Source organism: Paenibacillus sp. AR247 (assembly GCF_002968895.1).
Taxonomy (GTDB): domain Bacteria; phylum Bacillota; class Bacilli; order Paenibacillales; family Paenibacillaceae; genus Paenibacillus_AQ; species Paenibacillus_AQ favisporus.
Genome location: NZ_PCZT01000009.1, coordinates 2,321,710 through 2,345,423 on the forward strand (window position 1 = coordinate 2,321,710; position 23,714 = coordinate 2,345,423).

The following is a 23,714-nucleotide window of genomic DNA, read 5'->3' on the forward strand; positions in this document are numbered from 1 at the left end:
CTGCGCCGATCAATTCATCAATGACTGGATCCGCTTTGAATCCAATGAACCCTATATTACGGAATCGCCGCTGCCGCTCGGAGTCCCCTTTTCCCTGGATGATCCGGACTACTGCCGCATGCTGTTTGAACTGTTGACCATCGAACACAACTTTCATCGGGATTACAAGGCTTCGTCCATCGACTGTTTGCTGCGGACGCTGTTCAACAAGCTGCTGGAATCTTATTTTCATGAACCGATTACGCCTCAGTATTATAACTTGTTGAAGCTTCGAACCGCGATCCAGAACGATCCGGGCGATTACTGGACGATTGCGAAAATGGCCGATTATCTCGGAATCAGCCCAGGCTACCTGCAGAGCATCTACAAAAAAACCTTTAAGGTCACCTGCATGGAAGACGTCATCAACAGCCGAATCCGGTTGGCCAAAGAATATTTAATTCACAGCACCCAAAGCGTTGCTGAAGTCGCCTCCCGATGCGGGTATCAAAATGTGGAGCACTTCTGCAGACAGTTCAAACAGTTGACAGGCTATTCGCCAAGAAAATTCCAGGAGCATAAACAAGCTTGATATCCATATCACGTCATACTAAGCCTCTGGTTGCAAGGCGGGTCTGTTCTTCTTGAAATATTGGCGCACCAGAAATTTTATGATCTCGCTCGGCTGCTCTTGGGAAAATTCGGCCTGATCAGCAAAGAGCATTCCATAGGGGGCTTCCGGGGTATAAGGCTCCCATCGCGGCATTTCCTCTCCCGTTGCATCCAGCCCGTTCGGATCACCGTTACGAATGAAGTTCGCCCAGTAATTGCACATCTGGCGGGCCAAATCGTAATGCTTGCCGACAAACGGCCGCCAGCATTTAGCCAGCGTTTCGAAGAAAAACCAGAGATCTACCGAGTGGAAGGTGCCCGGATGATCCCAGCCTGGGATCTCGGCATCAAAATTGTAATAGTACAATGGGGTACCGGAGCCGGTCTCGGCATTGGCCTGTGCGGCGATGCGGATCGCATATTCGATGCCGCTCACCGAAGCCTTCTGCCGGCTCTCCTCCACGTTGGCCGATGATGCGCCACACAGCTCCAGGAACGCATCCACGTCATCTCCGAACATGTCTTCCGCCAGCTTCTTGAATTCTTCAGGTGTATCGACGTCCGGCACGCTGATAAATTCGGAGGACGTGTGGCCAAACATGACCGGCACCTTCCAGCGCTTGTTCTCAAGGAACAATTCAAACGGGTTGCCTACGCTGAACACCTGATCGGCGACGGTGCCCCAGAATCCCTTGTATTGCACAGCCTTGTCGCGAAGAGTGACGGCATCCAGCTGCCGCGCTTCCGCAAGTGAAGATACGCCAAGGTATTCAAAAAATTTCACGCCATCCTGTTCGGCCTCAGCCAAATGACTCCGAAGCGGAGGCACGCGAGTCCCCGGATACAGCTTCGTATAGATTCCACTTTGAATGATCGCCTTCTGAAAAAGCCCCTCATTCTGAGGCGAAGTCAGCTGGGTCATCACGCTGCCGCCGCCGGCGGACTGACCGCCGATCGTGATGTTGTCCGGGTCGCCGCCGAAAGCCGCGATATTGCGCTTGACCCATCTGGTGGCCGCCTGCTGATCGAGATTGCCGAAGTTAGCCGGTGCTTCGGGCGCTTCAGCCGTAATTTCGGGATGGCATAAAAATCCGAACACATTGAGGCGGTAGTTGATCGTGACGACCACGATCCCTCTTCTGGCGATGCGTTCACCGTCGAACTCCATTTCAGCCGTATGGCCGACCTGAAGACCTCCGCCAAAATACCATACATAGACCGGCAGCTTCTCATCGGTACGTTTGGCCGGTGTCCATACGTTCAGGTAGAGACAGTCCTCGTCCATGGCGATGTCCGGTTCCACGGCCCATTCCCGGGTATAGATATTGTTTTCGTCGATCTCCTGCCTTACCTGCATCGAGATCGGCGCGAATTCGTACGCCTTAAGCACGCCTTCCCAGTCCTGGGCAGGCTGCGGGGCACGCCACCGGTTGTCGCCTACGGGCGGAGCGGCGAATGGGATTCCTTTGAAACTGGTGATTCGGGGGTCGGCTGCCGGCAGTCCCTGCACCAACCCGTTTTCAACTTGTACGATTCGAAGCATGTGTAACGACTCCCTTCATTGTTGGTATTCACCGGCCTTCACATCGGCTGCTTTCATTTGCCGGCCGATGCCTCGGAACGCATTTGAACGATTTTTTGCGCTTTTGCGGTATCGGCAGCAAGTACGTCATTCCAGCCAAGACCGGCCACATCCGTTTTCATCTTTTCCCACAGCTGGTCAAACTCCGCCTGATCCTTCGCAAACACCATTTTCCAGGATGCATTTTTTACATAGTCCGAAATCTGGCTGCGTTTATTTTTAATATCCGACGAGTCGACGCCGAAGCTTGTATTGATATTCGGTACGATGTCGATCATCTTGTTTTTCAAATAGTAGTCTGTTGCGTTCTTGGCGTTGTAGGTGTTCTGCCAGTCCGTGGTCAAGGCGGTCTTGTTAGCTTCTATAGTGGAACTCCAGTAATTACTGTTATAGAATTCGCCGGTGTCCGGGTCCTTGACAAAATCGCTCATGATCATGCTGTTGATCTTGCTCTGTCCGTCCTGGTATCCGCCGCCTCCATATTGATCCGGTACGGGGGTGTTCTTCTGGAACGCTGTTTGCCCTGTTTCGGTCAGCTTAAACTTGCCGTCATCCGTCTTTTCGTAATTGAACCCTTCAAAGCCATTCGTGTAGTACCGCAAGCCCTCGGGAGAAACCGACCAATCCAGGAATTCCATGATTCGTTCGGGATTTTTAGCCTTTGAACCGATGGCAAAAACCCTCCCGTTGCCGTAATAAGCGTCACTGGTCTGAATGATCCGGGAATCCGCGATCGGGACTGAAACATAGCCGTCGCCGTTTGTGCCCCTTTCAATGGAATTGTAGAACCCTCTTTGCCAGGAATACCATAAGAGGAGCACCTGTTTGTTGGTCAGCTTTTCGGAGACTTTGTTCCAATCCTGCGACGCGGAATCCGGATCGATCAGCCCCATCTGATTGGCCGTGAAATAAAATTGCAAAATCTTTTTGTACATACTGTTATCATCAATGAGCGGAACAATATCGCCTTTTGCATTCAGCTGTAAGGTTGAAGTTCCGTCGGGCTGCTCATAGCCGTACCAGTTGCTCAGCCAGCGTACGTTCTCCATCCCTCCGCCATCCCAATCCTTCCACAGGGTGATCGGAACGATCGGCTTCCCGTCCGGAGTCTTGGGATACTTCTCCTGCATTTTTTCAGTACATTCAGGAGGTCGGTTAAATTGTTCAGCTTGGGCGCCCCTACCCCCTTGTAATAATCCCAGGGTAAAATAGGGCTTGAATAAGGCTGGTCTTCCGAGAAGGTCGTTGGCGAAGTATCGGCTGTAAACGTCGGTAGCGCATAAATTTTGCCGTCCGGATTCACTTTATCGAAAGCCTCGTTAAAAGGTTTGAAGTGATTATCCACATACTGGGACAAGTACTTGGTGTTCTTGACCCTATCCGTCAAGTCCATAATCAGACCGGCCGGAATGAGCTCTTCCAGCTGACTGTTATCAATGATCAAGAGATCCCCCAAATTCCCCGCTGCCGACCTCGTCTTGTATAACTGGTCCCCGGCAACCTGCGGAGCAAGTATGTTCAGCGTCAGATTAAACTTGTCTTTAAGCAGCTTGCCATACCATCCGGTCTGCTCGCCCTGGTAATTCGCCGCGTTATCGAACACCGTAATCGTCAGCGGCTTGCTGTGATCGATGGCTGTGTTATTCTCGGAAGTTTTTGCATCGGTACCCGACTCTTCATTGGATGCGCCTCCACAGCCGGCCAGCCCGACCGAGGCGATGAAGAGGCAAGCGAACAATAGCATGACCGATTTTTTTGCTGCTTTCCTGAACAATAGCATGACCGATTTTTTTGCTGCTTTCCTGCTTTTACTCATTGGCCATCCTCCTAAATCCATTTTAATATCAAGTGAAAATCAACCTTTGACCGCCCCGATCATAATTCCCTTGACGAAAAACCTCTGGAAGATCGGGTAGATGAGCAATATGGGGGCAACGACAATAATGGTAACGGTCATGCGAATGGAAGTCGTGGTTTGCTCTGTGGCTAGACTGGCTATGGCCGTCGAACCGGCATTTTGCAGGTTAACCATGGTCGATAATGAGCTCGCCTGATTGATATAGTTATAGAGAATAAATTGCAGCGTGTATAATTTACTGTCCGTAACGAGCAGCAGCGTATCCTGAAAAGAGTTCCACTGATCCACTGCAGTGAATATCGCGACGGTCGCCAAGATCGGCTTGCTTATCGGCAATATGATCCTGAAAAAGATCATCATCGTTCCCGCTCCGTCGATGCTTGCCGCCTGCTGCAGTTCCTTCGGCGTCGATTCCACGAAGGTCTTGACCAGAATGATGAAGAACGGGGCTACGATGGTCGGCAGAATGTATGCCAAAAAATTGTTGGTCAAATGCAGGGAGCGCATGGTGAGATACCACGGAATAATGCCGGCGTTAAAGAACATGGTGATCACGGTGAACCGGTACCAGAATCTTCTCCCCCACATATCCTCTTGGGAGAACATGAATCCCAAAAAGGCGGAGGCCCCTACCGTCAGCAGGGTTCCGATCACGGTTCTGCCCAGGGAGATCAAAGCCGCATTCCCCAGTCCCGGTATTTTAAAAACGTCCAAATAGTTCTGGAAATGGATGTTCCGCGGATAAAAGACGACGTCCCCCCGGGCACTGATATCGTTTGCGCTTATCGTATTAATGATGATGGAGTAAAACGGATAGACGCACACGCAAGCAAACAGGGAAAAAAGGACGTAGATCAATACGGTGATCATTTTGTCGGTCGGGCTTACCTGAACTGCTTTTCTCATACGATACTCTCTCCTCTTAACAATTTGGAGAATCCGTTTACCGAAAAGAGAAGAACAACACTAATCAAACTCTTCAGCATGCTGATCGCGACCGATACGGAGTAGCTGCCGCCCCCCATCGCCAGGTTATAAACATACAGGTCCAGGACTTGTATATTTTCCTTGTTGAATGCATTTTGGAATACGAAATATTGCTCCAAGCCATTATTCAGAAAGCTGGCGATCTGCAGCATCAGCAGAACAAAATACGTCGGGAGCATGCTCGGCAGGATGACGTTCCATATCACCTGCATTCTCGTTGCCCCGTCCACATGAGCCGCCTCATAAAGGGAATCATCAATACCCGTAATCGCCGCTATGTACAAAATGGCGGACCAGCCTAACGTTTTCCAGATCGTCCACAACCACATGGTGATCCAGACATGATCGGAGTTCTGAAGGAACAAAATCGGGGAATCGATCAGTCCCAGCTGCTTCAACAGACCGTTGACGATGCCTTCGCTGGAAAACATGGAAAACGCCAAAGAATATACCAGTACCCAGCTGATAAAATTCGGCAGGGTCGTTACCGTCTGCACAAACTTCCGGAACCGCACGGCCTTCATTTCGTTCAGGAATATGGCAAAAATCATGGGGAGCCAGGAGAACAGCAGTCCCAATCCACTCATCCCGAACGTGTTCTTGATGACCTGGAGCAGCTGGTCGATCTTGACCTGATTTTCGATCAAGGAACGAAACCACTGTAAGCCGACAAACGGAGATTTGGACAACGGAATCGGCGGCGAGTAGTCGAAGAATGCATAGACCCATCCGTATAGCGGATAGTAGGCAAAGACAGCAAGCAAAAGCATGAACGGAAGTATGTAGAGGAATTTCCTAAAAGATATGCCTTTCGTGCTGTACTCTCGTATGCGCATCGTGTCACCTTCCCTAAAGATTCGTAGATTTGACGGGGGACTACAATATCCACTCCCAGTCAATCATTCGAAAACGCTTTCAATAATAAGCAAGAAACGCTCTGACCCCATCCATTTCTCCTATCAAAATGGTCTCATCTGTTTTTTCGGAACACCTCCATATATCTCTCGAGATATCAACTGTATCTCTATATGACTTGCACTAAATTTAAAAAATTGTAAATGACTCCCCTCATTTAAACAATGATCTATACCAACATCTAATTGATATATCGTCAGATCGGGCAGCCAGGCCATACAGAGCTTTATGAATTCGATCATCTTAACAAAAAGGAGCCTATCTATAAAAGATAGACTTCCTCTGATATGTCTGCATCAACAAAAGGGTTGTTATTCCGCTATAAGCCGGAACAAAGCGGCTCCATGCGGCGGAACGGCAGAAGCCAATGTGCCGCCCAGCTCCCTTCGCTCCTCTCCGGTCCACAAATTTCGCGCATTCGCCGAGCCGGGAATGCCTAGCTCAGCCAGCGATACGGAAACTTCGGCAGCCTCCTCGCCGGTATTAAACAGCGCGGCGTAACGCTCGCCCTGAGGACCCTCAGCAGCCCATATCACTCGGCCTTCGCTCCGTCTCACCTGGCGGGCGCCGAAGCTGTGCTGATGCATGTCCAGCACGTCCCGGTTCGTCAGCAGCGATAACGTCCACTCGTCGTTGTCACGCATCTCCCCGCCGAACATGAGGGGCGAGCGGAAGATCGTCCACAGCGTCATCATCGTCAACTGCTCGTCACGCGTAAAGTTCGTCATCCGGTCGGGATGGCTGCACCGGACGCCGATGCGGCCCAGCGGGAGCATGTCGCAATCCGGCCAGCAGCCGGGCTTCGGCCGACCCTGCCAGGTCTCGCAGCGGTTGAACATATCAAGCAGCAGCGGCCAGCGGTCCCAGAAATCGTCGGTCATCCGCCACATGTTGGCATTGGCTTCAAGGAAATCGGCATGCTTCACAGGTGCGGGTCCGGGCGACAGGCTCAGCACCATCGGCCGGCCGGCATGGTCGATCGCCTTGCGGATCAGCTCTATTTCCGCCAAATGCGGCCCTCCGTGCAGCCAAGAATCCGCAATGTCATCTACCTTGACGTAATCGACGCCCCATTCGGCGTACAGCTCAAACAAGGAATTATAGTATTCCTGAGCCCCTTTCTTGCCCGCGTCAACGCCATACATGTCCGTGTTCCACCCGCAGAAAGAGCAGGTATGGGCGATATCCCGGGCCGTAACGTTCGTGCCCTTGATCGGCGTATTATCATGTACGGCCTGCCGTGGAATGCCGCGCATGATATGGATGCCGAATTTTAGTCCAAGGCTATGTACGTAATCCGCCAGCGGCTTGAAGCCCTGGCCTCCCTCCGCAGACGGAAAGCGGTTCACTGCTGGTATGAGGCGCGAGTAACCGTCGGTTTCCAGCCGGACGAAGGGCCTGTACAGGTCTGAAACCGCTCCCGGCTCGTACCACTGAATATCGACGACAATGTATTCCCAGCCGTAATCCTTTAAATGACGCGCCATATATTCGGCATTGCCCCGAACTTCCGCTTCCGTAACGGTTGCGCCGTAACAATCCCAGCTGTTCCATCCCATAGGGGGTGTTGGTGCATACGAATGATGCTGCATGACGTTCCTCCCGAATTGATTTCGTATAATAAAATTGCTTTTACGCCTCCTATATTACGTCCGGGAAGAACAACGTTTCCATAGTAATCTTTCTTCTATTACAGCAAAATATTGCGGTTTAATAGCCGACTATTCAGAAAAACGTCTGTCGACGTTATAATCTTCAAAAAACATCCGGCTGAACGTCAGCTGCCCCTCTTCGGAGCGGAAGCCGCCGGGTGTCAGCCCGGTCATTTTGCGGAATACCTTGATCAGGTAACTTCCACCGGAATATCCGACCTGCTCCGCGATCTGTTCAACGCTCATATCCGTCTGACGGAGCAGCCGCATCGCTTGTTCAATGCGGACCCGGTTTAAATATTCGCTCGGCGTCTGGCCGACCGCGGCCGCAAACGTGCGCAGCAAATGGTATTTGGACCAGCCGAGCCGGTCCGACAGCTGGTCCAGACTGATCATCGAGCGGTAATTCGCATCCATATACTCGGCGGCCTGGCGTACTTTCTCCGGCCAGTTCCGGCGCTCGTCATGCGGCGCTACCGCATACCGGCACAGCTCAGAAATGAAAGAGTATACACAGGAAGAGGCCGTGTAAGGGTCGGTAATCCGGCCGTGGCCCGCCTGATCCCAAATCTCCTGCAGCGCGCGGACGGGCCGGCTTGTGGGCGGCAAGTAGGGAGCCTCTCCCAACCGCAGCTTCACTTCCTCCCAATTCGGCAGGATGAGCGATGGGCGCATCAGAATAAACACGAAGGACCAATGCGACCCGTCCGCCGGAAAATAGTAGCGGTGATCACCCGGGATCTCGGTCATGATAGCCCGTCCCTGATCGATCCGGTACGTCTCCGTCCCCGACTCGAACATGCCCTCACCCTCCAGTGTATACTGGAACAGCAGCAGCGGACCGTCCTTCCGCTCCTTCCCGTCCCATCGGTACGACGGATGCCTGATCTCGTCCCGCCCGACCGCAAACAATTCGCACAACGCCAGGTGCGAAGGCGCCGTGAAACGAAAGCCGTATGTGCCTGTCTCCGTACCGGATGCCATGCGTTTCCCTCCTCTTCAAGCATGATTTTTTATATGATCGGTCTTAGTTATAACTATAATCCTACACCGTTCATGCGCATATAGAAAAAGACCGCCGCACTGGAGGCTTCCCCTTCATTTCCAATGCTATATTCTTCAAAAAAATAAATTAGCAAAAGGTAAAAATATCTAATGTTTCACGCAAGGAATCATTTGAAAATCACGATAGATTATCCTAAGATATTAAATATCATTAAATCCTAGTGGTTTACACGGATTTATTCTATTTAATTCATAGGGGAGTGACAAACGGATATGAACAAAAATTATGCATCCATCCTCATTTTTACGGTTATGCTCACACTTCTTCTTTCCGGGTGCGGAGCCGGCAATTCAGCCAGCGATTCGTCCAACGAATCAGAGTCCGCCTCTGGCAATGTCACGCTGACATACGGACTGTGGGATCAAGTCCAACAGCCGGCCATGGAGAAAATTATCGCGAAATTCGAGGAACAGCATCCGGATATCCATGTTGAGATCAAGTTAACCCCATGGAATGAATACTGGACCAAATTGGAAACGGCAGCTACCGGAGGAAACCTCCCCGATGTATTTTGGATTAACGGAGCAAGTTTGCCGAAGTATGCATCCAACAATCAACTGCTGAATCTGGACGACTACGCGAAAGACACAAGCCTCGATTTCGGAAATTATCCTCAGGGCCTCGTTGACATCTATACATACGATGGCAAACATTACGGGGTACCCAAAGACATGGACGCTATCGGTTTATGGTACAACAAAAGTTTATTTGATCAAGCAGGCATCCCTTATCCGGATGAAACATGGGATTGGAACAAGGCCGTCGAGGCCGCGCAGAAATTAACTGATCCGGCCAAAGGCATATGGGGGCTTCCCGCTCAGTTCCAGGGACAAACAGGATATTACAATACAATACTTGAAGCCGGGGGTGGATTCTATACGGATGACGGAAAGAAATCCTTGTACGATTCTCCGGAGAGCATTCGCGGCCTCCAGCTTCAGACCGATCTGATTCACAAGTATAAGGTTTCTCCAACGCTTGCCCAAATGACGGATACGTCGCCCAAAGATTTGTTTAGATCCGGCAAAGTAGCCATGCTGATAGACGGGTCTTGGAATGTCAAAGATTTTGCCACCAATGAGTATACCAAGAACAATGTCGATGTTGCTCTTCTACCTAAAGATAAGTTGAGAACAAGCGTCATTCATGGGCTGGCTAATGTAGGTGCAGCTAATACGAAGCACCCTAAAGAAGTCATCGAATTCCTTGATTTCCTGGGTTCCAAAGAATCTGCCGATATCCAAGGGGAAGACGGAACCGCACTGCCTGCATTTCATGGCGGACAGGAATTGTGGCTCAAATCGGTGCCCCAGTTCCACCTGCAGAACTTGCTGGATATGGCTAACGCTGCAAAAGCATTACCGCGCGGACCGCAAAATGCCAAGCTCGACGGTTTGGAAGAAGAATACCTGAAAAGTGCTTATACAGGTGAATCCACTCCTGAGGAAGCCGCCAAAGCGTATGCCAAGGCCGTGAACGAAGCCATCGCATCCAATCCATAAACGTCATTGCATCGGAGGGAAACTCATGTGATGAATGCAAAACAACCATCCTCTTTCAACGCCAAGCGTTCAAAGCTGAAGAGAAGGGAATATGGATGGGGATACGCCATGGTATTTCCCCTTCTGTTCGGCATGAGCGCATTGTTCATATGGCCGGTACTGCGGACCATTTATTTATCCTTCACGGAATGGAGCGATTTTGGCAATTATCATTGGACAGGCCTGAGCAATTACATCAGGCTGATCCGTGATATGGCCGTATACCATTCCCTTCTGCACACGCTTCAATACGTGATCATCTATGTGCCCGCGATTGTCATTCTGTCCACCTTGGCGGGTGTTCTGCTGAGCAGCAAGGTGCGCGGCATATCGGTGTATAGGACGATTTTTTTCCTGCCGTCCGTGTTGATGCCGGCCGCCATCGCCATGTCTTGGAAATGGATATTAAATGGCGATTACGGGCTGCTGAACGCCGGTCTGAAGCTGCTTTCGATTCACGGAGTTAGCTGGCTGACGGATTCCCGAACCGTTCTCGTCGCCGTCGTTGGCGTAGCTGTATGGGGAGCGGTTGGTCTTCAAGCCGTCATTATCATATCGGGGATTAAGGGAATTTCCCCTATGCTTTATGAAGCGGCTTCCATCGAAGGCGCTGGCCGAGTGTCCCAATTTTTCCGGATCACGCTCCCTCTGATCACGCCGACCTTGTTTTTCGTATCAGTTACTTCGCTCATCGGAGCCATGCAGGTATTCGATCTCATTTATATGATGGTCGGCACGGTAGCCATCGATCATGTCAATACAGTTGTCTACTTGTTCTATCAACAAGCTTTTATTAAAAATGATAAGGGATATGCATCTTCCATTGCCGTTCTATTATTTATCATTATTCTGATCGTGACGGCGCTCCAATTCAAACTGCAGAAAAAATGGGTGCATTATGATTAAGGAGGGGCCGCAAAGATGACCACAGTCACGCATGCAAAACAGAAACGAAGATTCCAGCCTATGATCATCCATATCGTGCTCATGGTCGGGTCGTTCCTTATGGTTGTCCCTGTATTATGGTCACTTCTTACTTCCTTAAAAGCTCCTGATGAAGTTACCCGGATCCCGATCACGATTCTTCCGGGCAAGCTGCATTGGGACAATTTCCAAAAGGTCGCCGACTTGCTTCCTTTTATGACGTTTTATTGGAATACGGTTGTAACGACGCTCGTCAAGGTGCTTTTCGGTTTATTATTTAGTTCCCTGGCCGCTTATGCCTTTGCCAGAATTCATTTTCCCGGCAGAACCCTGCTGTTTTTGCTGGTTTTATCGGTCATGATGGTGCCCGGCCAAGTCTTTCTGATTCCCCAGTACTTATTAATGAAAGATTTGGGGTGGCTGAACTCCCTGAAAGCCATTACCGTAACCGGTATGTTCAGCGCGTACTCCACTTTTCTGCTGCGTCAGTTTTTTCTTGGGCTTCCTTCGGAACTCGAGGAATCTGCCAGGATCGATGGGTGCAATCCCTTCCGCATTTACTGGAATATCATGCTCCCGTTAGCAAAGCCGGGATTGATTTCCGTGGCGATCATCTCTACCCTATGGTCGTGGAACGACTTCCTCTGGCCGCTTGTCGTCAATGATTCGATGGACAAAATGACGCTGGCCGTCGGACTTGCCTCCCTTCAGGGACAGTTCACGACAAATTATCCGGTACTGATGGCAGGCATGCTCTTGGCCGTATGGCCCATGATCCTTATTTTTTTTCTGCTGCAAAAGCAGTTTATCGAGGGAATTACCCTGGGCGGATTAAAGGGATAACGATTCAAAACCTAAATGAACTGGAGGGTTTCATATGGAAAAGTGGAACGTACTTGTAATCACGGCTCATCCCGATGACGAAGTATCCTGCGGCGGCACGCTGGCCAAACTGGCCGAACAAGGCCATTCGGTAACCATCGCCATCGCGACGAACGGGAATCGGGGAACGCAGGATACGTCAGTAAAGCCGGAACAATTAGCCCAGATCCGCGAAAAGGAAATGGCGGATGCCGCCCGCATTCTGGGCGTGAATCAAGTGATCCAGCTCGGATTCGATGACGGAACCTTAAGCGAACAGCCGGACTTGAAGGAACGCATCTTCCGCCTGATCCGGAATGAAAAACCCGATGTGGTGATCACTTTGGACGCCTGGAGAAAATGGGAATTCCACCCCGACCATCGCGCCCTCGGTCTGGCCGCTGCCGAAGCCGCTTATTTGGCCGACGGCTACGGTTATTATCCGGAGCATCTGGAAGAAGGCATTCAGCCGTGGAAGCCGCGCGAGGTCTACCTCCTCTGGTCGGATGAACCTAATTATACGGTGGATGTCACTGACACATGGGAAGCCAAGCTTCAAGCCGCTGATTCGCATGTCAGTCAAGGTTCCGGAGGCAGAACGTTCAAGGAGAACTATTTGAGACATGTGCAGTCCGCTTCGAAAGATGGCGAGCTTCGGAAAACCGAATCCTTTCGCAAAATCTATGGCAGCTCATATCTCATATAAACCAATAAAACCGGGGGAGGATGAAGAGATGGATAAGCACAAGAACGATATCTCCCCAAAGGATGGTCTGCCCGATTCATTAAAAACGTTTCAGGGATTCGATGAATTTCAAATATTTACGAATCTAAACGAGGAAGAGTGGCGGATGCCCTTTGAATGGCATGAGCAGTTGGAGGTGTTCTATGTCTTATCGGGACGGGGGCAGTTTTATATCGATAACAAAACCTATGTGTTTGAACCAGGCGACCTGTTCGTCATCGGCAATCAGGAGCTCCATAAAAGCCAGCTGATCAACAACGAGCCGTTTGAAGCCAAAGTACTTATGTTCAACCGGCAGCTTGCCGAAACCGATCCGCTGCAGGACGAGGTCAATCTGCTGTCATTGTTCGAAAAACGCGAGCCGGGGTTCTCCCATTGCCTTAGAGTCAATGAACCTTTAAAAAAGAAGCTCGAATTCGGCTTCAGTCAGCTGCAAGAGCATTACGACCATCAAAACCGTTATTCGAGCCAAAAAATCAAGTCACTCCTGCAATGGATTTTACTGGAGATCAAAGAAGGTTATGAGGACAATTCCCCATATTCTAAGATGGAGGACGCGTCGCATGTGCATTTCAAACCCGTTGTATCCAAAGCTATGGAATACATCGCGCAGTACTATGCCGAAGAAATCACTCTGGACCGTATCGCCGATTTTATCGGAGTGAATTCATCCTATCTGAGCCGCGTATTCAAGCAAAACTCAGGCTTTTCCGTCGTGGAGTTCATTACCTTCAAACGCATTTGGCGGGCCAAGGAAATGCTCCTGTATACGAACCAGAGGATTACGGATATCGCTCATTCGGTCGGGTTCAACAACGTCACCCATTTTCAATGGACTTTTAAAAAAATGTTCGACATGAGCCCTGGGCAATACCGCAAATCCCCGCGCAACTATTACCACTTGGAGAAATACTGAGCAGATCACGTATGCATTGTATCCCATTTATGGATCAAAAAAGCCGGAAACTCCGGCTTTTTCCATGCTGATTTCAATTAACGAGCGGGGATTGAATTAGCGTGGCGAATTTAAATTTGTGTACGTGACCGTCATTTAAAGTCGTTTGGCCGGTAACAAAGTGGACGTGTTTCCCATTCCCTACTGAAATCGCTGGTCCGGTTCTAATTTTTTTCAGATTATGAAAATGATCAAAAAAATCGGTTCTTGTCAGATCAATTTCATGCACATGGCTATTCCCTACAGGAATGGCCTGACCCGTAACCCCGGCAAAACGATGGTTATGACGTTCTTCGCCTTCTTCGGCCAGTTGGGTACTGCCTTCAAATTCATGTACATGCCGCTGCGGCTTTTTGGAAGATGTTTTTTTCGTTGAGATTACGGCCTTTTTTTTCGGCATCTGTAAAATCCTCCTCCATTCTAACATTGCTAAGGCTAACAACATCTTATTAGGGCAAATGCATAAACGTTCTAGGCGAATATCACGTCTCTCGGTTCGGTTTGCCTTAACGAGCACCACGCGAAGAAGGCACTCCAGGTTGGAGTGCCTTCGCATAATGAACATCCGAGAAAGTCCGGACAGACGGAACGGTTACTTGGTTGAGTCACTTCATTTTTTCTTCAAAGTCCGCCGACGGATTGCGGCGGGTCTACAGCATGGCTTTCTTGCCTTTGAAATGGCTTTCGCGGTGCGTCTGCGCCGGCTTACATCCGGTTTCATTCTTCTCATTTTCGCAGTCAGGGTATTATTGAGCTTTTTTCACCATTGGCCGGTTGTTCTTCTTCCGGGCGCTCCCTAATTTCTTGTTTTTCAGATAAGAACTCGCGGCATTTTGTGCGATCACTTTACTTTGCTTGGCAACCGAGCACTGAGCCGAATTAATGATTGGATCACTTGATGGAATAATGGGATACATCAGGTTTTGTGGATTATTGCTGTGGGCACTGCCAGGGTTCGAAGGATCATTGATCGTAAAACTCCCGGGGTTGCTGTCGTCCAAAAAGCGTCCAAATAATACATGGCCTGCCTCATGCGCAAATGCATACGTGTCAATAGCTCTACCACTCAATACAACACGGCCTGTGAGTCCATAATCTGTTGTGCTCCGGAAAAAGGTGAATTCCGGCCCACCATTTCCGATCGATCCCGGCGATAAGCTGTCTCCGCTTAGATAAACAACGTATATGGCGGTCGCATCATTAAGAGTGTTTCTCGCTTGAGTAATCAGATTCGCTACTCTTGGGTCATTGACGTTAGACACGGTACTCGCATCGATCGTGACATCCGGATGATAGAATATTCTTAATGAAGCAAATCGAAGGCCGCAGCTTACACCCGGAGCAAAACCAGTTCCCCATGCTGCATTTGCGAGGGTTAAATCGTTATTAAACCTGGCTTGGCGTTCTTCGGCCGTTGCACTCGACCGTGCACCGTTCGTAAAAATACCTACGACACGAATGGTAGAGGCCATCTATCGTCATCTCCTTTTAACTGAAGTCATTCTAGTAGATGAAAAAGGAGCATAGATGGCCTGGATCAATAGATTAGGGAACCTGGCTCAATTTTTTTTAGATCCGTACAGCTGACCGCATGCTGCGTTAATATCGGAACCGAACTGGGTTCTGACGGTAACATGGACTCCTTTGGTCTTTAAGATTTTAAGGAACATGCTGATTCCGCTGTGATCCGATTCTTTATAACTTTGCGGGGTGGCCGTGGTGGCATTGTAAGGGATGAGATTGACGTGGTATAAATGTTCCCATGGTCCTCTTTCCCGCAGTAAATCAGCAACCGCTTCAGCGTGTTTGGCCGAGTCGTTGATTCCCCTCAAAAGGATATAAGCAATGTATACCTTTCGTTTCGTCGTTTGAATATGCTCATCAAGCACTTTCATCACTTCTTCCAGCGGAAAATGATGATTGATGGGCATGAGCTCGCTTCTCTGATCCGGAAATGGGGAGTGAAGAGAAAAGGTTAGATTCATCTGCGGAAAATCCTTCATTAATTTCTTTACTCCAGGCAGTATGCCTATCGTAGACACCGTAATTCTCCGATGCCCCAAGCCGAAAAGCTCAGGATCCGTCAGCACATGTAAGGCATCAAATACATACGGATTTGCAAGGGCTTCGCCCATCCCCATAAAGGACACGCTGTCCAATGGGTAGCCATTCAGGTGGAAATAAAGAAGCTGGTCCGTGATTTCATCCGCTGTGAGATTTCTCTTCAACCCCAGCGTTCCCGTAGCGCAAAAGGTACAGCCAAACCCGCAGCCGCACTGGGATGAGATGCAATAGGATTCCCACCCGTTTTTATAACTTAACTTTACGGACTCGATGTGCTCGTCGCCAGGGATGGCAAAAAGAATTTTGCTAACTTGCTTGGACTGCTGCACGATTTTGGGCGTAATGCCCAGCACAGGGTTGCCAATCTCCTTGATTAATTCGTTCCTTACGGCTTTTGGCAAGCTCGTCATTTCTTCAAAATGTCCGATTTTTTGCTTGAAAATAGCCTCTGTGATTTGCTTGTATCTATAATCCGGTTGTTTCAGGATAGACAGGATCTGGCGGATTTTTTCATATTTCGTGATGTGCTTCAACGTTAACGATCTCCTTTTACACGGAGACAACGCAAAAAAGGCACCGGTTTACCGGTGCTTTCTTGCGATACATTAACCTAGCTATACACAAACAAGCGACTATCCTATAAAGAAGTCACCCGCGATATCTACGCATAGAAGGATAAAGCTCCGGTATCCGATTTGTAATTTGGTGAACCTTGCCCAGCATTGCTCCCGAAGACAGGTTCACCTGATCATCTACAATCTCAGAAATCGTCATCGCTCTATCCCTCCTGTTCATTTGATATGGATGAAACTATCACAAAATACCTCTTCCCGTCAAGCGTTTGTCATGCTGCCCGTGAATAATAAGCGTTGTGGGTTCAGATAACGGACCGGCCTGCTCATGATGCAGCGTCGATATTTTGTTATTTATGCTAGTACCCTACGCTATCAGTCCATACCTCTTTCCTCTTTGATCATAGGATACATAGAACTTGATTAAAGGAGGACTTACAATGGCGGAACAAGTAAAGGTTAGCCCGCAATTCAAAAAGCTTTGTACCCAATTCGGAAAGATATTGGGGGGCGAATCGGAAATTGAGGCAGGTCCGGTTTGTTTTGTTACGCGGATGACGAATTTAAGAGAAACCATTTTGGGAAAAAGAACACGTTCCCCTTTGGTTCAAATGCAAATGTTTTCCTTCGAGTCTCTTGATAAGTCGGGCCGCGCGCTTTGCTTGGGTGAAACGGCCGTTCACCAAAATCAGGTGAATCGGTTGATGTCGAACCTCCGTAAACGCGGGATTAAAGTAACCGCAGTTCATAACCACTGGCTGAAAGAGCAGCCTCGCTTAATGTATATGCACTGGGAGTCTATTGACAATCCGGTTGCATTTGCCAGAAAAACAAAGGAATCCATTAAATTCCTGGGCTAACACGGTTAAACGGGCAGGTTCATTTATATCATTTATGGGAGGATGATTTCGGATGGCGCAAGTTAAAGTAAGTCCTCGCTTTAAAAAGCTTTGTGACGAATTTTCAGCTATTTTAGGTGGAACCGAGCACGAAATTACGAAAGGTCCGGTTTGTTTCGTCTCCAGAAATCGGGTCATCAGAGCCTCGATTTTAGGAAGACGTACCACTTCTCCTTTGGTCCGCTATCAACTTTTCTCCTTCGAATCCCTGAACAGTTCAGGCAAGGCACTCTGTTTAGGCGAAACCGCTCTCTTCCAAAATCAAGTCAACCGCTTGCTGAGCAATCTCCGCAAAAACGGGATTAAAGTAACGGCCGTCCACAATCACTGGTTATTCGAGAATCCGCGCTTGATGTACGTTCACTGGGAGTCGATCGATGATCCCATTGCATTTGCCAGAAAAACCAAAGAATCCATTAAGTTTTTGGGCTGAGGAGCAACAAGGAGCAAAGCGCTTCATGATAGTGGCTGCACCCCAAATAAAAGTCCCCGGGTTTCAAACTCGGGGACTTTTGTGTTCTTGATGAATAAGATGGGCCATTACTCTTCGTCGCCCTCGGATGGCTGTCTTCTGCCTTTTTTATCCGGTGAGACCAATTGCCTGGCGATCGTATAACCAATAAGGAAAGTAGCGGCGGATGTATTCCCGTCCACCGTAAATGGGATGATGGAAGCATCTGCAACGATCAGATCCTCTACCCCATGCACATGACCCGTTCGATCCACTACTCCTCCCTTTTTTAACGGGGCCATACGAAGGGAGCCTTGCTGGTGATGATTATGGTCGAAATTCTGTTTAATATACTCCTCCAACTGGGAGTCGTCCTCAATCATATCCAGTGTCGGCGAAACAAGCTGGTATGACGGATCGATGGATGCGAGTTCTGCCGCTATATTTTTCACATAAGTTCTAAAAATATTTTTAACGGCTTCCATGTCATCCGGATTGTCGAGAAATCCTTCATCCGCAAGCACGATTTTAAGCGGATCCTTGTTCTGTATCTTAATCGAGCCGCGGCTCTTGGGGCGCAAGTAAAGAACCGCTAAAGTTAACGTGCTGTCAGAACCAATGCCAATCAGTTGAACAGCCCGGCGATTGCTGTTTACACCCGTCGGATCAGGCAAAAAGGCTCCCCCTGTATAAAGTGCATCCGGGTCATTCGCAGGCAGGGCAGAATCGTTCGGATTCGTAGTGAACACCGCAGTGTTAAGCGTGTGATTTCTCAATCTCTTCCCTACGTTCGGGTTACTGAAAACCACTGGGATCCCAGCTTCTTTAAGTAGAGCAGCCGGGCCTATTCCGGACAGCATTAATAGCTGAGCGCTATTGATGCCCGCAGATATAATGACCTTTTTTTGGGCGTAAGCACGAATGCGTCTTCCTTCTTTCAGGAATTCGACCCCTGTGGCGCGTTTCTTGTCAAAAAGCACGCGCAGAGCCGTTGAATTAAAGAACACTTTTAGTTTCCTGCCGTCTACACCGCGGCCGGAAGGCGTCATGATGTCCGGGGAGAGAAAGGCTCTGGAGGAATTTTCTCTTCGGCCATTAGGATTTTGATACAACTGCCAGCGGGTAAATGGACCCAGGGGAGTTTTAGGATCGTTGTAATCAAGGATCTCGGGATAGCCTGTAGCTCTCTCGATAGCCGTCGTGAGCTTTTCCGCCATAGACGTAGGGTTTACCGGGGCCTGCCTGATATCGATCCGCCCATTGAATCCACGGGCGTTTAGATCATCGGTTTCTCCGTTATACTTCTCTAATTTCTTGAATCGGCGAATGGCCCGTCTAGGTGACCACAGCGGACCTAAGAGCTTTTCCCATTCCCTGAAAACGGCTGATGTAGGACGTACATACTGCTCACCGTTAATCGATGACCCTCCGCCTAAAAGGCGTCCCGTTGTCCATTCAAATGCCCGTTCATCCAGCTCCTCTTGCGGAACCCCTTCCCCCTGCCAAAAAATATTGGGGAAAGAACTGTTCTTCCAATTCCAGAGCGAATGTAGAATCCTTAATGGGTGTGTCTTTATCGTTGTTCCCACCGGCCTCCAGGACAAGAACCGATACTTCTTTGTTATCACTTAATGTTTTGGCGATGACGGCGCCAGCAGGACCCGTTCCTACGATAATATAATCAAAGGTTAATTTTCCGCTCATCTAAGCTCTCCTTGTTATATGGTCTAATGTAAGGATATTACATTGACCTGTACCATGTTCCTGAGCGGAATTATAGGAAAGCTCGAACCTCTATTTACTAAAAAAGGCATCCGAACATATTCATGTAACGAAACAAAAAATAGCTTTGCAGCGTCACCTGGATTATTACCCACCCGGTAGCCCGACTTAAATAAAAACGCCTGATCCATTAAGGATCAGGCGAAGGACACGTGTTTAGTTACAGCTCATACACGAGCGATGAGAGCTATCATCACATCCACCTTACGAGCACTTACTGTACCCGCAGTTGCCGCAAGTTTTGCAGCCCTCGATATTGATCAGTGCCGCAGCACCGCAGGACGGACACAGGTCCACCGAGGCCTTCGGCGCATCATGGCTGTGCGAGTGTGTGCCGCCATGGTCCGCCGTCTCCGGTGCCAGCGTAGCCGCCACGGGAGCAGGCTCTGGATGATCTTCGTCGATGCCGCTCTGCACATGCGCTTCCAGCGCCTTGGCGACCGCGTCGGCGATCGATTCCACGCGGTTGACGCCAAAGCCGATCGCGCCGGACCCGCCGATGCCCTTCAGGTGCTTGATCAGCAGCTCCACTTTGTGGCCATGGTCGCCGTAGCGGAGGAACAGGGAGCAGACGCGGCCCAGCGCTTCCGCCATGGCGAACACATCGGAGCCTGCCTTGCCGACGTTCAGGAAGATCTCACTCGGAATGCCGTCGAGGTCGTTGATCGTAATGTACGCCATGCCGAACGGCGTATTGATCTTATAGGTTGCGCCGCGCAGCACCTGCGGCCGGCGCTTGTACTGCTTATCCACTACGGAGCTCTGGCTGCTTGCCACGGCAGCGGCTACCTGGGCACCCGCCTGCTCTGCGGCAGCCGGTACGGCAGCCTCGGAGGCAGCTGTTTCCGCAGCCGGAGCGGCCTTCGCTTCGCTCTTGTCTTCCTTCTTCTCCGTTTGTAGCACCTGCACATCGCGGCTGCCGTCACGGTAGATCGTCACGCCCTTGCAGCCAAGGTCGAACGCCAGCTCATACAGCCGCTTCGTTTCCTCGACCGTGAAGTCGGCCGGGCAGTTTGCAGTCTTCGAGATGGAACTGTCCACCCAGCGCTGAATGGCAGCCTGGGCGCGGATATGGTCTTCCGCCGTCAGATCCATCGCCGTCACGAAGTAATCCGGCAGTTCTTCGCCCGGATTGGCGTCCAGCCAGTCCTGCGCGATCGGTACGAACTGTTCGTCGAAGCCGAGACGGCTCTGACGGAAGTATTTAAACGCGAAGTATGGCTCGATACCGGTCGACGTGCCGACCATCGTCCCCGTACTGCCGGTCGGCGCCTGAGTAATGACGGTCACGTTGCGCATGCCCTTCTCACGGATGGCCGTGCCGACTTCCGGGAACGCCTCGGTCATATTTTTCATAAATCCGCTCTGCAAATACGGATCCGCGTCAAACGCCAGGAACGAGCCTTTCTCTGCCGCAATGTCGGCCGATGCCAGGTACGCTTCGCGGGCGATAAACCCGTACAGCTTGTCGAGGAATTCAAGCGATTCCGGACTGCCGTACCGGATGTTCAGCTTGATCATCAGCTCCGCAAGACCCATCGAACCGAGGCCGATCCGGCGCTCCTTCTTCTGGTTTTTCTCGTTTTCTTCAAAATGGTACGGCGTCGTGTCGATGACGTTATCCAGGAAACGCACGGAGTAACGCGTCACCGTCGCCAGTTCATCCCAATCCACGTCATGCTTCTCTTCATCGTAGAACTTGGAGAGATTCATCGCGGACAGGTTGCAGACGCCCCATGCCGGAAGCCCCTGCTCGCCGCACGGATTCGTGCAGATGATCGGGTTGAAGTACCAGCTGTTAGACATCTGGTTGTAATATTCCATAAAGACGACGCCCGGCTCGGCCGATTTCCACGCCGATTCGATAATGGTATGCCAGATTTCGCTCGCCTTCACCGTCCGGTACGGAATGACGGCATGGCCGCCCTGCTTCCATTTCTCAAGGTCGCCGTCCCACAGCTCGTCGTAATCCGGATCTGTCGTATCCGGGAATACCAGCTCCCAGTCCAGGTCCTCCTTGACTGCCTTCATGAAATCATTGCTGACACAGACGGAAAGGTTGGCGTTCGTCACTTGTCCCATCGTCTGTTTGACCGTATAAAATCGAGCACGTCCGGGTGCCAGTCGTTGATCATGAGCATCAGCGCGCCGCGCCGGCTGCCGCCCTGCTCAATCAGGCCGGTCGTGTAGCTGAACAGTCCGCCCCAGGATACCGCACCGCTCGAGGATCCGTTCACGCCCTTGACCACGGCTCTGCGCGGACGGAGCGAGGACAGATTGATGCCGACACCGCCGCCCCGCGCCATAATTTCGGTCATCTCGGACAGCGTCGCCATGATACCGCCGCGGCTGTCCTTCGGCGAAGGAATGACGTAACAGTTAAACAGCGTCAGCTCGTCACTGGCACCCGCTCCGGCGGCAATCCGCCCGCCCGGAACGAGCTTCCAGTCTTCCAAAATGTAGCGGAACTTCTCTTTCCACTCGGCCTGCAGCTCCGGCGTCGGCTCCGCCGATGCCATGGCTCCGGCCAGCCGGTCCCACATTTCCTCAGGCGTCTTCTCGATATTCAGCGTCAGCTTCTCGACATCCGTCTCCACCAGCTCGCCGCGGCGTGTTTTTACCGTCGCCCGTTTCCCCTCGCGCGATACGATCTCGCCGACTTCCTTTGTCGGAAACTTCGGATCATCCTTGGTCAGTACAAGTACAACGTCCCCTACTTTGGCGTGATTCGGGTCCGGGTCCTTCCATGCATACCGGTCCAAAAAGATTTTTTCGCTTAACCCCTCAAGCTTCTGTTTGCTCTGAACTTGATTCACTGTTACATTCTCCTCCCATGACTGTTCTGCCGAACGTATCGGCTCCGGTTCCGATCAGCGGATGGTGTCGGTCTGCCGACTGCGCTAAAAGTGCCGGTTCACTTCCAGGAAAAAGGCCTGTATGTAGCCGGGTTCCTTCCATTCAATAAACGAAATAACCCCATTTAAAACGCAAATCCGCTCGTCATGTACCATATATTGTGTGCATAGATGATTATACTATACCACATATTGTTACTCCACGCTTTAATCCTGAAATTTAGACCATGAAAGCTCTTCACTCTGGGACAACCTTTGCTTTTCTCCGCCAATCTCACTTTTTTGCTTCAGTTCCTTTGAAAAAAATTGTGAAAATCAGCGGATGCCTTCATCCATACGGAGGTTATGAACTCTCCGGTTTACGTGCATACTACTGTTACGCGAGATTACGAACCTATGAAGGAGGTACAAGGCTTGAAAACTTCTCATCTCGGTAGCGGGGCGCAGGCCGGGGACCTTCCCGTTCCCCTGAATATTGACCGCAGCTGGCTGGATAACCTCGAATCCCGCCTGGATAAAGGCGGCCCCTGGGGTGACTTCCGGCTGTTTCAGCTGGCCGTTCAAGGCGAAGAGGCGCGGCTTGTGACGAGCTTTGACGAGCTGCAGTGTGTGAAGCATTTGCAGGACCTGTCCCCCCTTCCCCATCAGATCGACACGGCACGGAGGGTGCTGTTTGAGATGTCCGGCAGAGCTATTCTGGCCGATGAGGTCGGACTGGGCAAGACGATCGAAGCGGGACTCATTTTAAAAGAATACATGGTGCGCGGGCTTGTATCCAAAGTGCTGATTCTGGTGCCCGCCTCCCTGGTGCTTCAGTGGGTACGCGAGCTGAACAGCAAATTCGGCATCCCGGCGGTCGCGCAGAAAAAGGCTTATTCCTGGCATTCCGACGTCGTCGTCGCCTCCATGGATACCGCCAAGCGCGAGCCCCACAAGGACATGCTGATGGAGCAGGAATACGACATGCTCATTATCGACGAGGCGCACAAGCTGAAGAACAAGAAGACGACGAACTATCAATTTATCCAGAAGCTGCGGAAAAAGTACTGCCTGCTGCTGACCGCGACGCCGGTTCAAAACGATATGAGCGAGCTCTTCAACCTCATTACGCTGCTGAAGCCCGGCCAGCTCGGGCGGCAGGGGGATTTTGCGGCCAACTTCGTCGTCGGCAAACGGCAGGCGAAGAACGAGGACCAGCTCCGGGATGAGCTGGCGAAGGTGATGATCCGCAACCGGCGCGGCGAAGGCCCTGTGCAGTTCACCAAGCGGACGGTACGCAACGTCAGCCTGCAGCTCTCTCCTGAGGAGCAGGCGCTGTACGACGGTGTGACTTCTTTCGTCAAGAACCAGTACAAAGCGTCCGGGGGCAACCTCAGCAGCATGCTATCCCTGGTCACGCTGCAGCGCGAGGTGT

The 23,714-nt window shown here is 50.7% G+C and carries 21 protein-coding genes and 1 pseudogene; 9 read left to right on the top strand and 13 right to left on the bottom strand.

Going from position 1 to position 23,714, the window contains the following annotated elements:
* Positions 1-571 (top strand): helix-turn-helix transcriptional regulator (locus CPT76_RS19390; protein WP_258168603.1); only part of this gene is annotated, 571 nt, incomplete at its 5' end.
* An 18-nt stretch (positions 572-589) separates the two neighbouring features.
* Here the strand turns inward: CPT76_RS19390 and CPT76_RS19395 are convergent.
* The 7 genes from CPT76_RS19395 to CPT76_RS19430 form a co-directional block, all read right to left on the bottom strand.
* A complete protein-coding gene (locus CPT76_RS19395; protein WP_105443988.1) occupies positions 590-2,134 on the bottom strand; it encodes a carboxylesterase/lipase family protein in 1,545 nt (514 codons plus the stop codon).
* A gap of 53 nt (positions 2,135-2,187) precedes the next feature.
* On the bottom strand, positions 2,188-3,222 hold the full coding sequence (locus CPT76_RS19400) for a type 2 periplasmic-binding domain-containing protein (protein ID WP_105443989.1): 1,035 nt from the start codon (positions 3,220-3,222) through the stop codon (positions 2,188-2,190).
* A complete protein-coding gene (locus CPT76_RS19405) occupies positions 3,201-3,989 on the bottom strand; it encodes a type 2 periplasmic-binding domain-containing protein (protein WP_105443990.1) in 789 nt (262 codons plus the stop codon). Before CPT76_RS19405 ends, CPT76_RS19400 begins: the two co-directional genes overlap by 22 nt.
* Before the next feature lie 39 nt (positions 3,990-4,028).
* Positions 4,029-4,937 (bottom strand): carbohydrate ABC transporter permease, encoded by a 909-nt coding sequence (locus CPT76_RS19410; protein ID WP_105443991.1) that lies wholly within the window; start codon positions 4,935-4,937, stop codon positions 4,029-4,031.
* Positions 4,934-5,854, bottom strand: coding sequence for an ABC transporter permease subunit (locus tag CPT76_RS19415; RefSeq protein ID WP_105443992.1), 921 nt, complete (start codon positions 5,852-5,854; stop codon positions 4,934-4,936). Before CPT76_RS19415 ends, CPT76_RS19410 begins: the two co-directional genes overlap by 4 nt.
* Before the next feature lie 390 nt (positions 5,855-6,244).
* Positions 6,245-7,525, bottom strand: coding sequence for a glycoside hydrolase family 27 protein (locus CPT76_RS19425; protein WP_105443994.1), 1,281 nt, complete (start codon positions 7,523-7,525; stop codon positions 6,245-6,247).
* Positions 7,526-7,654: 129 nt separating this feature from the next.
* Positions 7,655-8,569, bottom strand: coding sequence for an AraC family transcriptional regulator (locus tag CPT76_RS19430; protein ID WP_105443995.1), 915 nt, complete (start codon positions 8,567-8,569; stop codon positions 7,655-7,657).
* Positions 8,570-8,863: 294 nt separating this feature from the next.
* Between CPT76_RS19430 and CPT76_RS19435 the strand changes: the two genes are divergently transcribed.
* Genes CPT76_RS19435 through CPT76_RS19455 form a run of 5 tightly spaced genes read left to right on the top strand, consistent with a single transcriptional unit; the run spans position 8,864 to position 13,638 of the window.
* The gene (locus CPT76_RS19435; protein ID WP_258168604.1) at positions 8,864-10,153 is read left to right on the top strand and encodes an ABC transporter substrate-binding protein; all 1,290 of its coding nucleotides are present in this window, start codon (positions 8,864-8,866) and stop codon (positions 10,151-10,153) included.
* Positions 10,154-10,183: 30 nt separating this feature from the next.
* Positions 10,184-11,098, top strand: coding sequence for a carbohydrate ABC transporter permease (locus CPT76_RS19440; RefSeq protein ID WP_105443996.1), 915 nt, complete (start codon positions 10,184-10,186; stop codon positions 11,096-11,098).
* Positions 11,099-11,113: 15 nt separating this feature from the next.
* Positions 11,114-11,959 carry a carbohydrate ABC transporter permease gene (locus CPT76_RS19445; RefSeq protein ID WP_105443997.1) on the top strand — a complete coding sequence of 282 codons (846 nt, stop codon included), beginning with the start codon at positions 11,114-11,116 and terminating at the stop codon, positions 11,957-11,959.
* A 34-nt stretch (positions 11,960-11,993) separates the two neighbouring features.
* Complete coding sequence (locus CPT76_RS19450) at positions 11,994-12,683, top strand: PIG-L deacetylase family protein (protein ID WP_105443998.1); 690 nt, start codon at positions 11,994-11,996, stop codon at positions 12,681-12,683.
* A 28-nt stretch (positions 12,684-12,711) separates the two neighbouring features.
* Complete coding sequence (locus CPT76_RS19455) at positions 12,712-13,638, top strand: AraC family transcriptional regulator (RefSeq protein WP_181152932.1); 927 nt, start codon at positions 12,712-12,714, stop codon at positions 13,636-13,638.
* Positions 13,639-13,711: 73 nt separating this feature from the next.
* Here the strand turns inward: CPT76_RS19455 and CPT76_RS19460 are convergent, their stop codons facing one another.
* The 3 genes from CPT76_RS19460 to CPT76_RS19470 all read right to left on the bottom strand — a co-directional run bounded on the left by CPT76_RS19460 (position 13,712) and on the right by CPT76_RS19470 (position 16,274).
* On the bottom strand, positions 13,712-14,077 hold the full coding sequence (locus CPT76_RS19460) for a YmaF family protein (RefSeq protein ID WP_105444000.1): 366 nt from the start codon (positions 14,075-14,077) through the stop codon (positions 13,712-13,714).
* Positions 14,078-14,423: 346 nt separating this feature from the next.
* On the bottom strand, positions 14,424-15,149 hold the full coding sequence (locus CPT76_RS19465) for a hypothetical protein (protein ID WP_105444001.1): 726 nt from the start codon (positions 15,147-15,149) through the stop codon (positions 14,424-14,426).
* Between the two features lie 87 nt (positions 15,150-15,236).
* Positions 15,237-16,274 (bottom strand): Cfr family 23S rRNA (adenine(2503)-C(8))-methyltransferase, encoded by a 1,038-nt coding sequence (locus CPT76_RS19470; protein ID WP_105444002.1) that lies wholly within the window; start codon positions 16,272-16,274, stop codon positions 15,237-15,239.
* Between the two features lie 479 nt (positions 16,275-16,753).
* Here CPT76_RS19470 and CPT76_RS19475 point away from each other — a divergent pair, with 479 nt between their 5' ends.
* Positions 16,754-17,173 (top strand): DUF1259 domain-containing protein, encoded by a 420-nt coding sequence (locus CPT76_RS19475; protein ID WP_105444003.1) that lies wholly within the window; start codon positions 16,754-16,756, stop codon positions 17,171-17,173.
* Between the two features lie 52 nt (positions 17,174-17,225).
* A complete protein-coding gene (locus CPT76_RS19480; RefSeq protein ID WP_105444004.1) occupies positions 17,226-17,645 on the top strand; it encodes a DUF1259 domain-containing protein in 420 nt (139 codons plus the stop codon).
* A gap of 107 nt (positions 17,646-17,752) precedes the next feature.
* On the opposite strand, the pseudogene CPT76_RS19485 reads toward CPT76_RS19480, so the two are convergent.
* From CPT76_RS19485 to CPT76_RS42495, 3 genes and pseudogenes are all read right to left on the bottom strand, one after another.
* Positions 17,753-19,367: pseudogene (locus CPT76_RS19485) on the bottom strand (GMC family oxidoreductase).
* A gap of 282 nt (positions 19,368-19,649) precedes the next feature.
* The gene (locus CPT76_RS19490; RefSeq protein WP_483870060.1) at positions 19,650-21,518 is read right to left on the bottom strand and encodes a TSCPD domain-containing protein; all 1,869 of its coding nucleotides are present in this window, start codon (positions 21,516-21,518) and stop codon (positions 19,650-19,652) included.
* Entirely contained in the window at positions 21,515-22,261 is a 747-nt protein-coding gene (locus tag CPT76_RS42495; protein WP_483870061.1) for a hypothetical protein, read from the bottom strand. Before CPT76_RS42495 ends, CPT76_RS19490 begins: the two co-directional genes overlap by 4 nt.
* A 453-nt stretch (positions 22,262-22,714) precedes the next feature.
* Between CPT76_RS42495 and CPT76_RS19495 the strand changes: the two genes are divergently transcribed.
* A partial coding sequence (locus CPT76_RS19495) for a DEAD/DEAH box helicase (RefSeq protein ID WP_374954663.1) occupies positions 22,715-23,714 on the top strand: 1,000 nt, incomplete at its 3' end.

Bases quoted from the DNA above. Each gene is read 5' to 3' on its own strand.
- CPT76_RS19430 (WP_105443995.1), bottom strand. From the start codon at position 8,569: ATGGCATCCGGTACGGAGACAGGCACATACGGCTTTCGTTTCACGGCG.
- CPT76_RS19480 (WP_105444004.1), top strand. From the start codon at position 17,226: ATGGCGCAAGTTAAAGTAAGTCCTCGCTTTAAAAAGCTTTGTGACGAA.
- CPT76_RS19425 (WP_105443994.1), bottom strand. From the start codon at position 7,525: ATGCAGCATCATTCGTATGCACCAACACCCCCTATGGGATGGAACAGC.
- CPT76_RS19440 (WP_105443996.1), top strand. From the start codon at position 10,184: ATGAATGCAAAACAACCATCCTCTTTCAACGCCAAGCGTTCAAAGCTG.
- CPT76_RS19455 (WP_181152932.1), top strand. From the start codon at position 12,712: ATGGATAAGCACAAGAACGATATCTCCCCAAAGGATGGTCTGCCCGAT.
- CPT76_RS19400 (WP_105443989.1), bottom strand. From the start codon at position 3,222: ATGGAGAACGTACGCTGGCTGAGCAACTGGTACGGCTATGAGCAGCCC.
- CPT76_RS19405 (WP_105443990.1), bottom strand. From the start codon at position 3,989: ATGAGTAAAAGCAGGAAAGCAGCAAAAAAATCGGTCATGCTATTGTTC.
- CPT76_RS19410 (WP_105443991.1), bottom strand. From the start codon at position 4,937: ATGAGAAAAGCAGTTCAGGTAAGCCCGACCGACAAAATGATCACCGTA.
- CPT76_RS19435 (WP_258168604.1), top strand. From the start codon at position 8,864: ATGAACAAAAATTATGCATCCATCCTCATTTTTACGGTTATGCTCACA.
- CPT76_RS19460 (WP_105444000.1), bottom strand. From the start codon at position 14,077: ATGCCGAAAAAAAAGGCCGTAATCTCAACGAAAAAAACATCTTCCAAA.
- CPT76_RS19450 (WP_105443998.1), top strand. From the start codon at position 11,994: ATGGAAAAGTGGAACGTACTTGTAATCACGGCTCATCCCGATGACGAA.
- CPT76_RS19445 (WP_105443997.1), top strand. From the start codon at position 11,114: ATGACCACAGTCACGCATGCAAAACAGAAACGAAGATTCCAGCCTATG.
- CPT76_RS19415 (WP_105443992.1), bottom strand. From the start codon at position 5,854: ATGCGCATACGAGAGTACAGCACGAAAGGCATATCTTTTAGGAAATTC.
- CPT76_RS19475 (WP_105444003.1), top strand. From the start codon at position 16,754: ATGGCGGAACAAGTAAAGGTTAGCCCGCAATTCAAAAAGCTTTGTACC.
- CPT76_RS19465 (WP_105444001.1), bottom strand. From the start codon at position 15,149: ATGGCCTCTACCATTCGTGTCGTAGGTATTTTTACGAACGGTGCACGG.
- CPT76_RS19395 (WP_105443988.1), bottom strand. From the start codon at position 2,134: ATGCTTCGAATCGTACAAGTTGAAAACGGGTTGGTGCAGGGACTGCCG.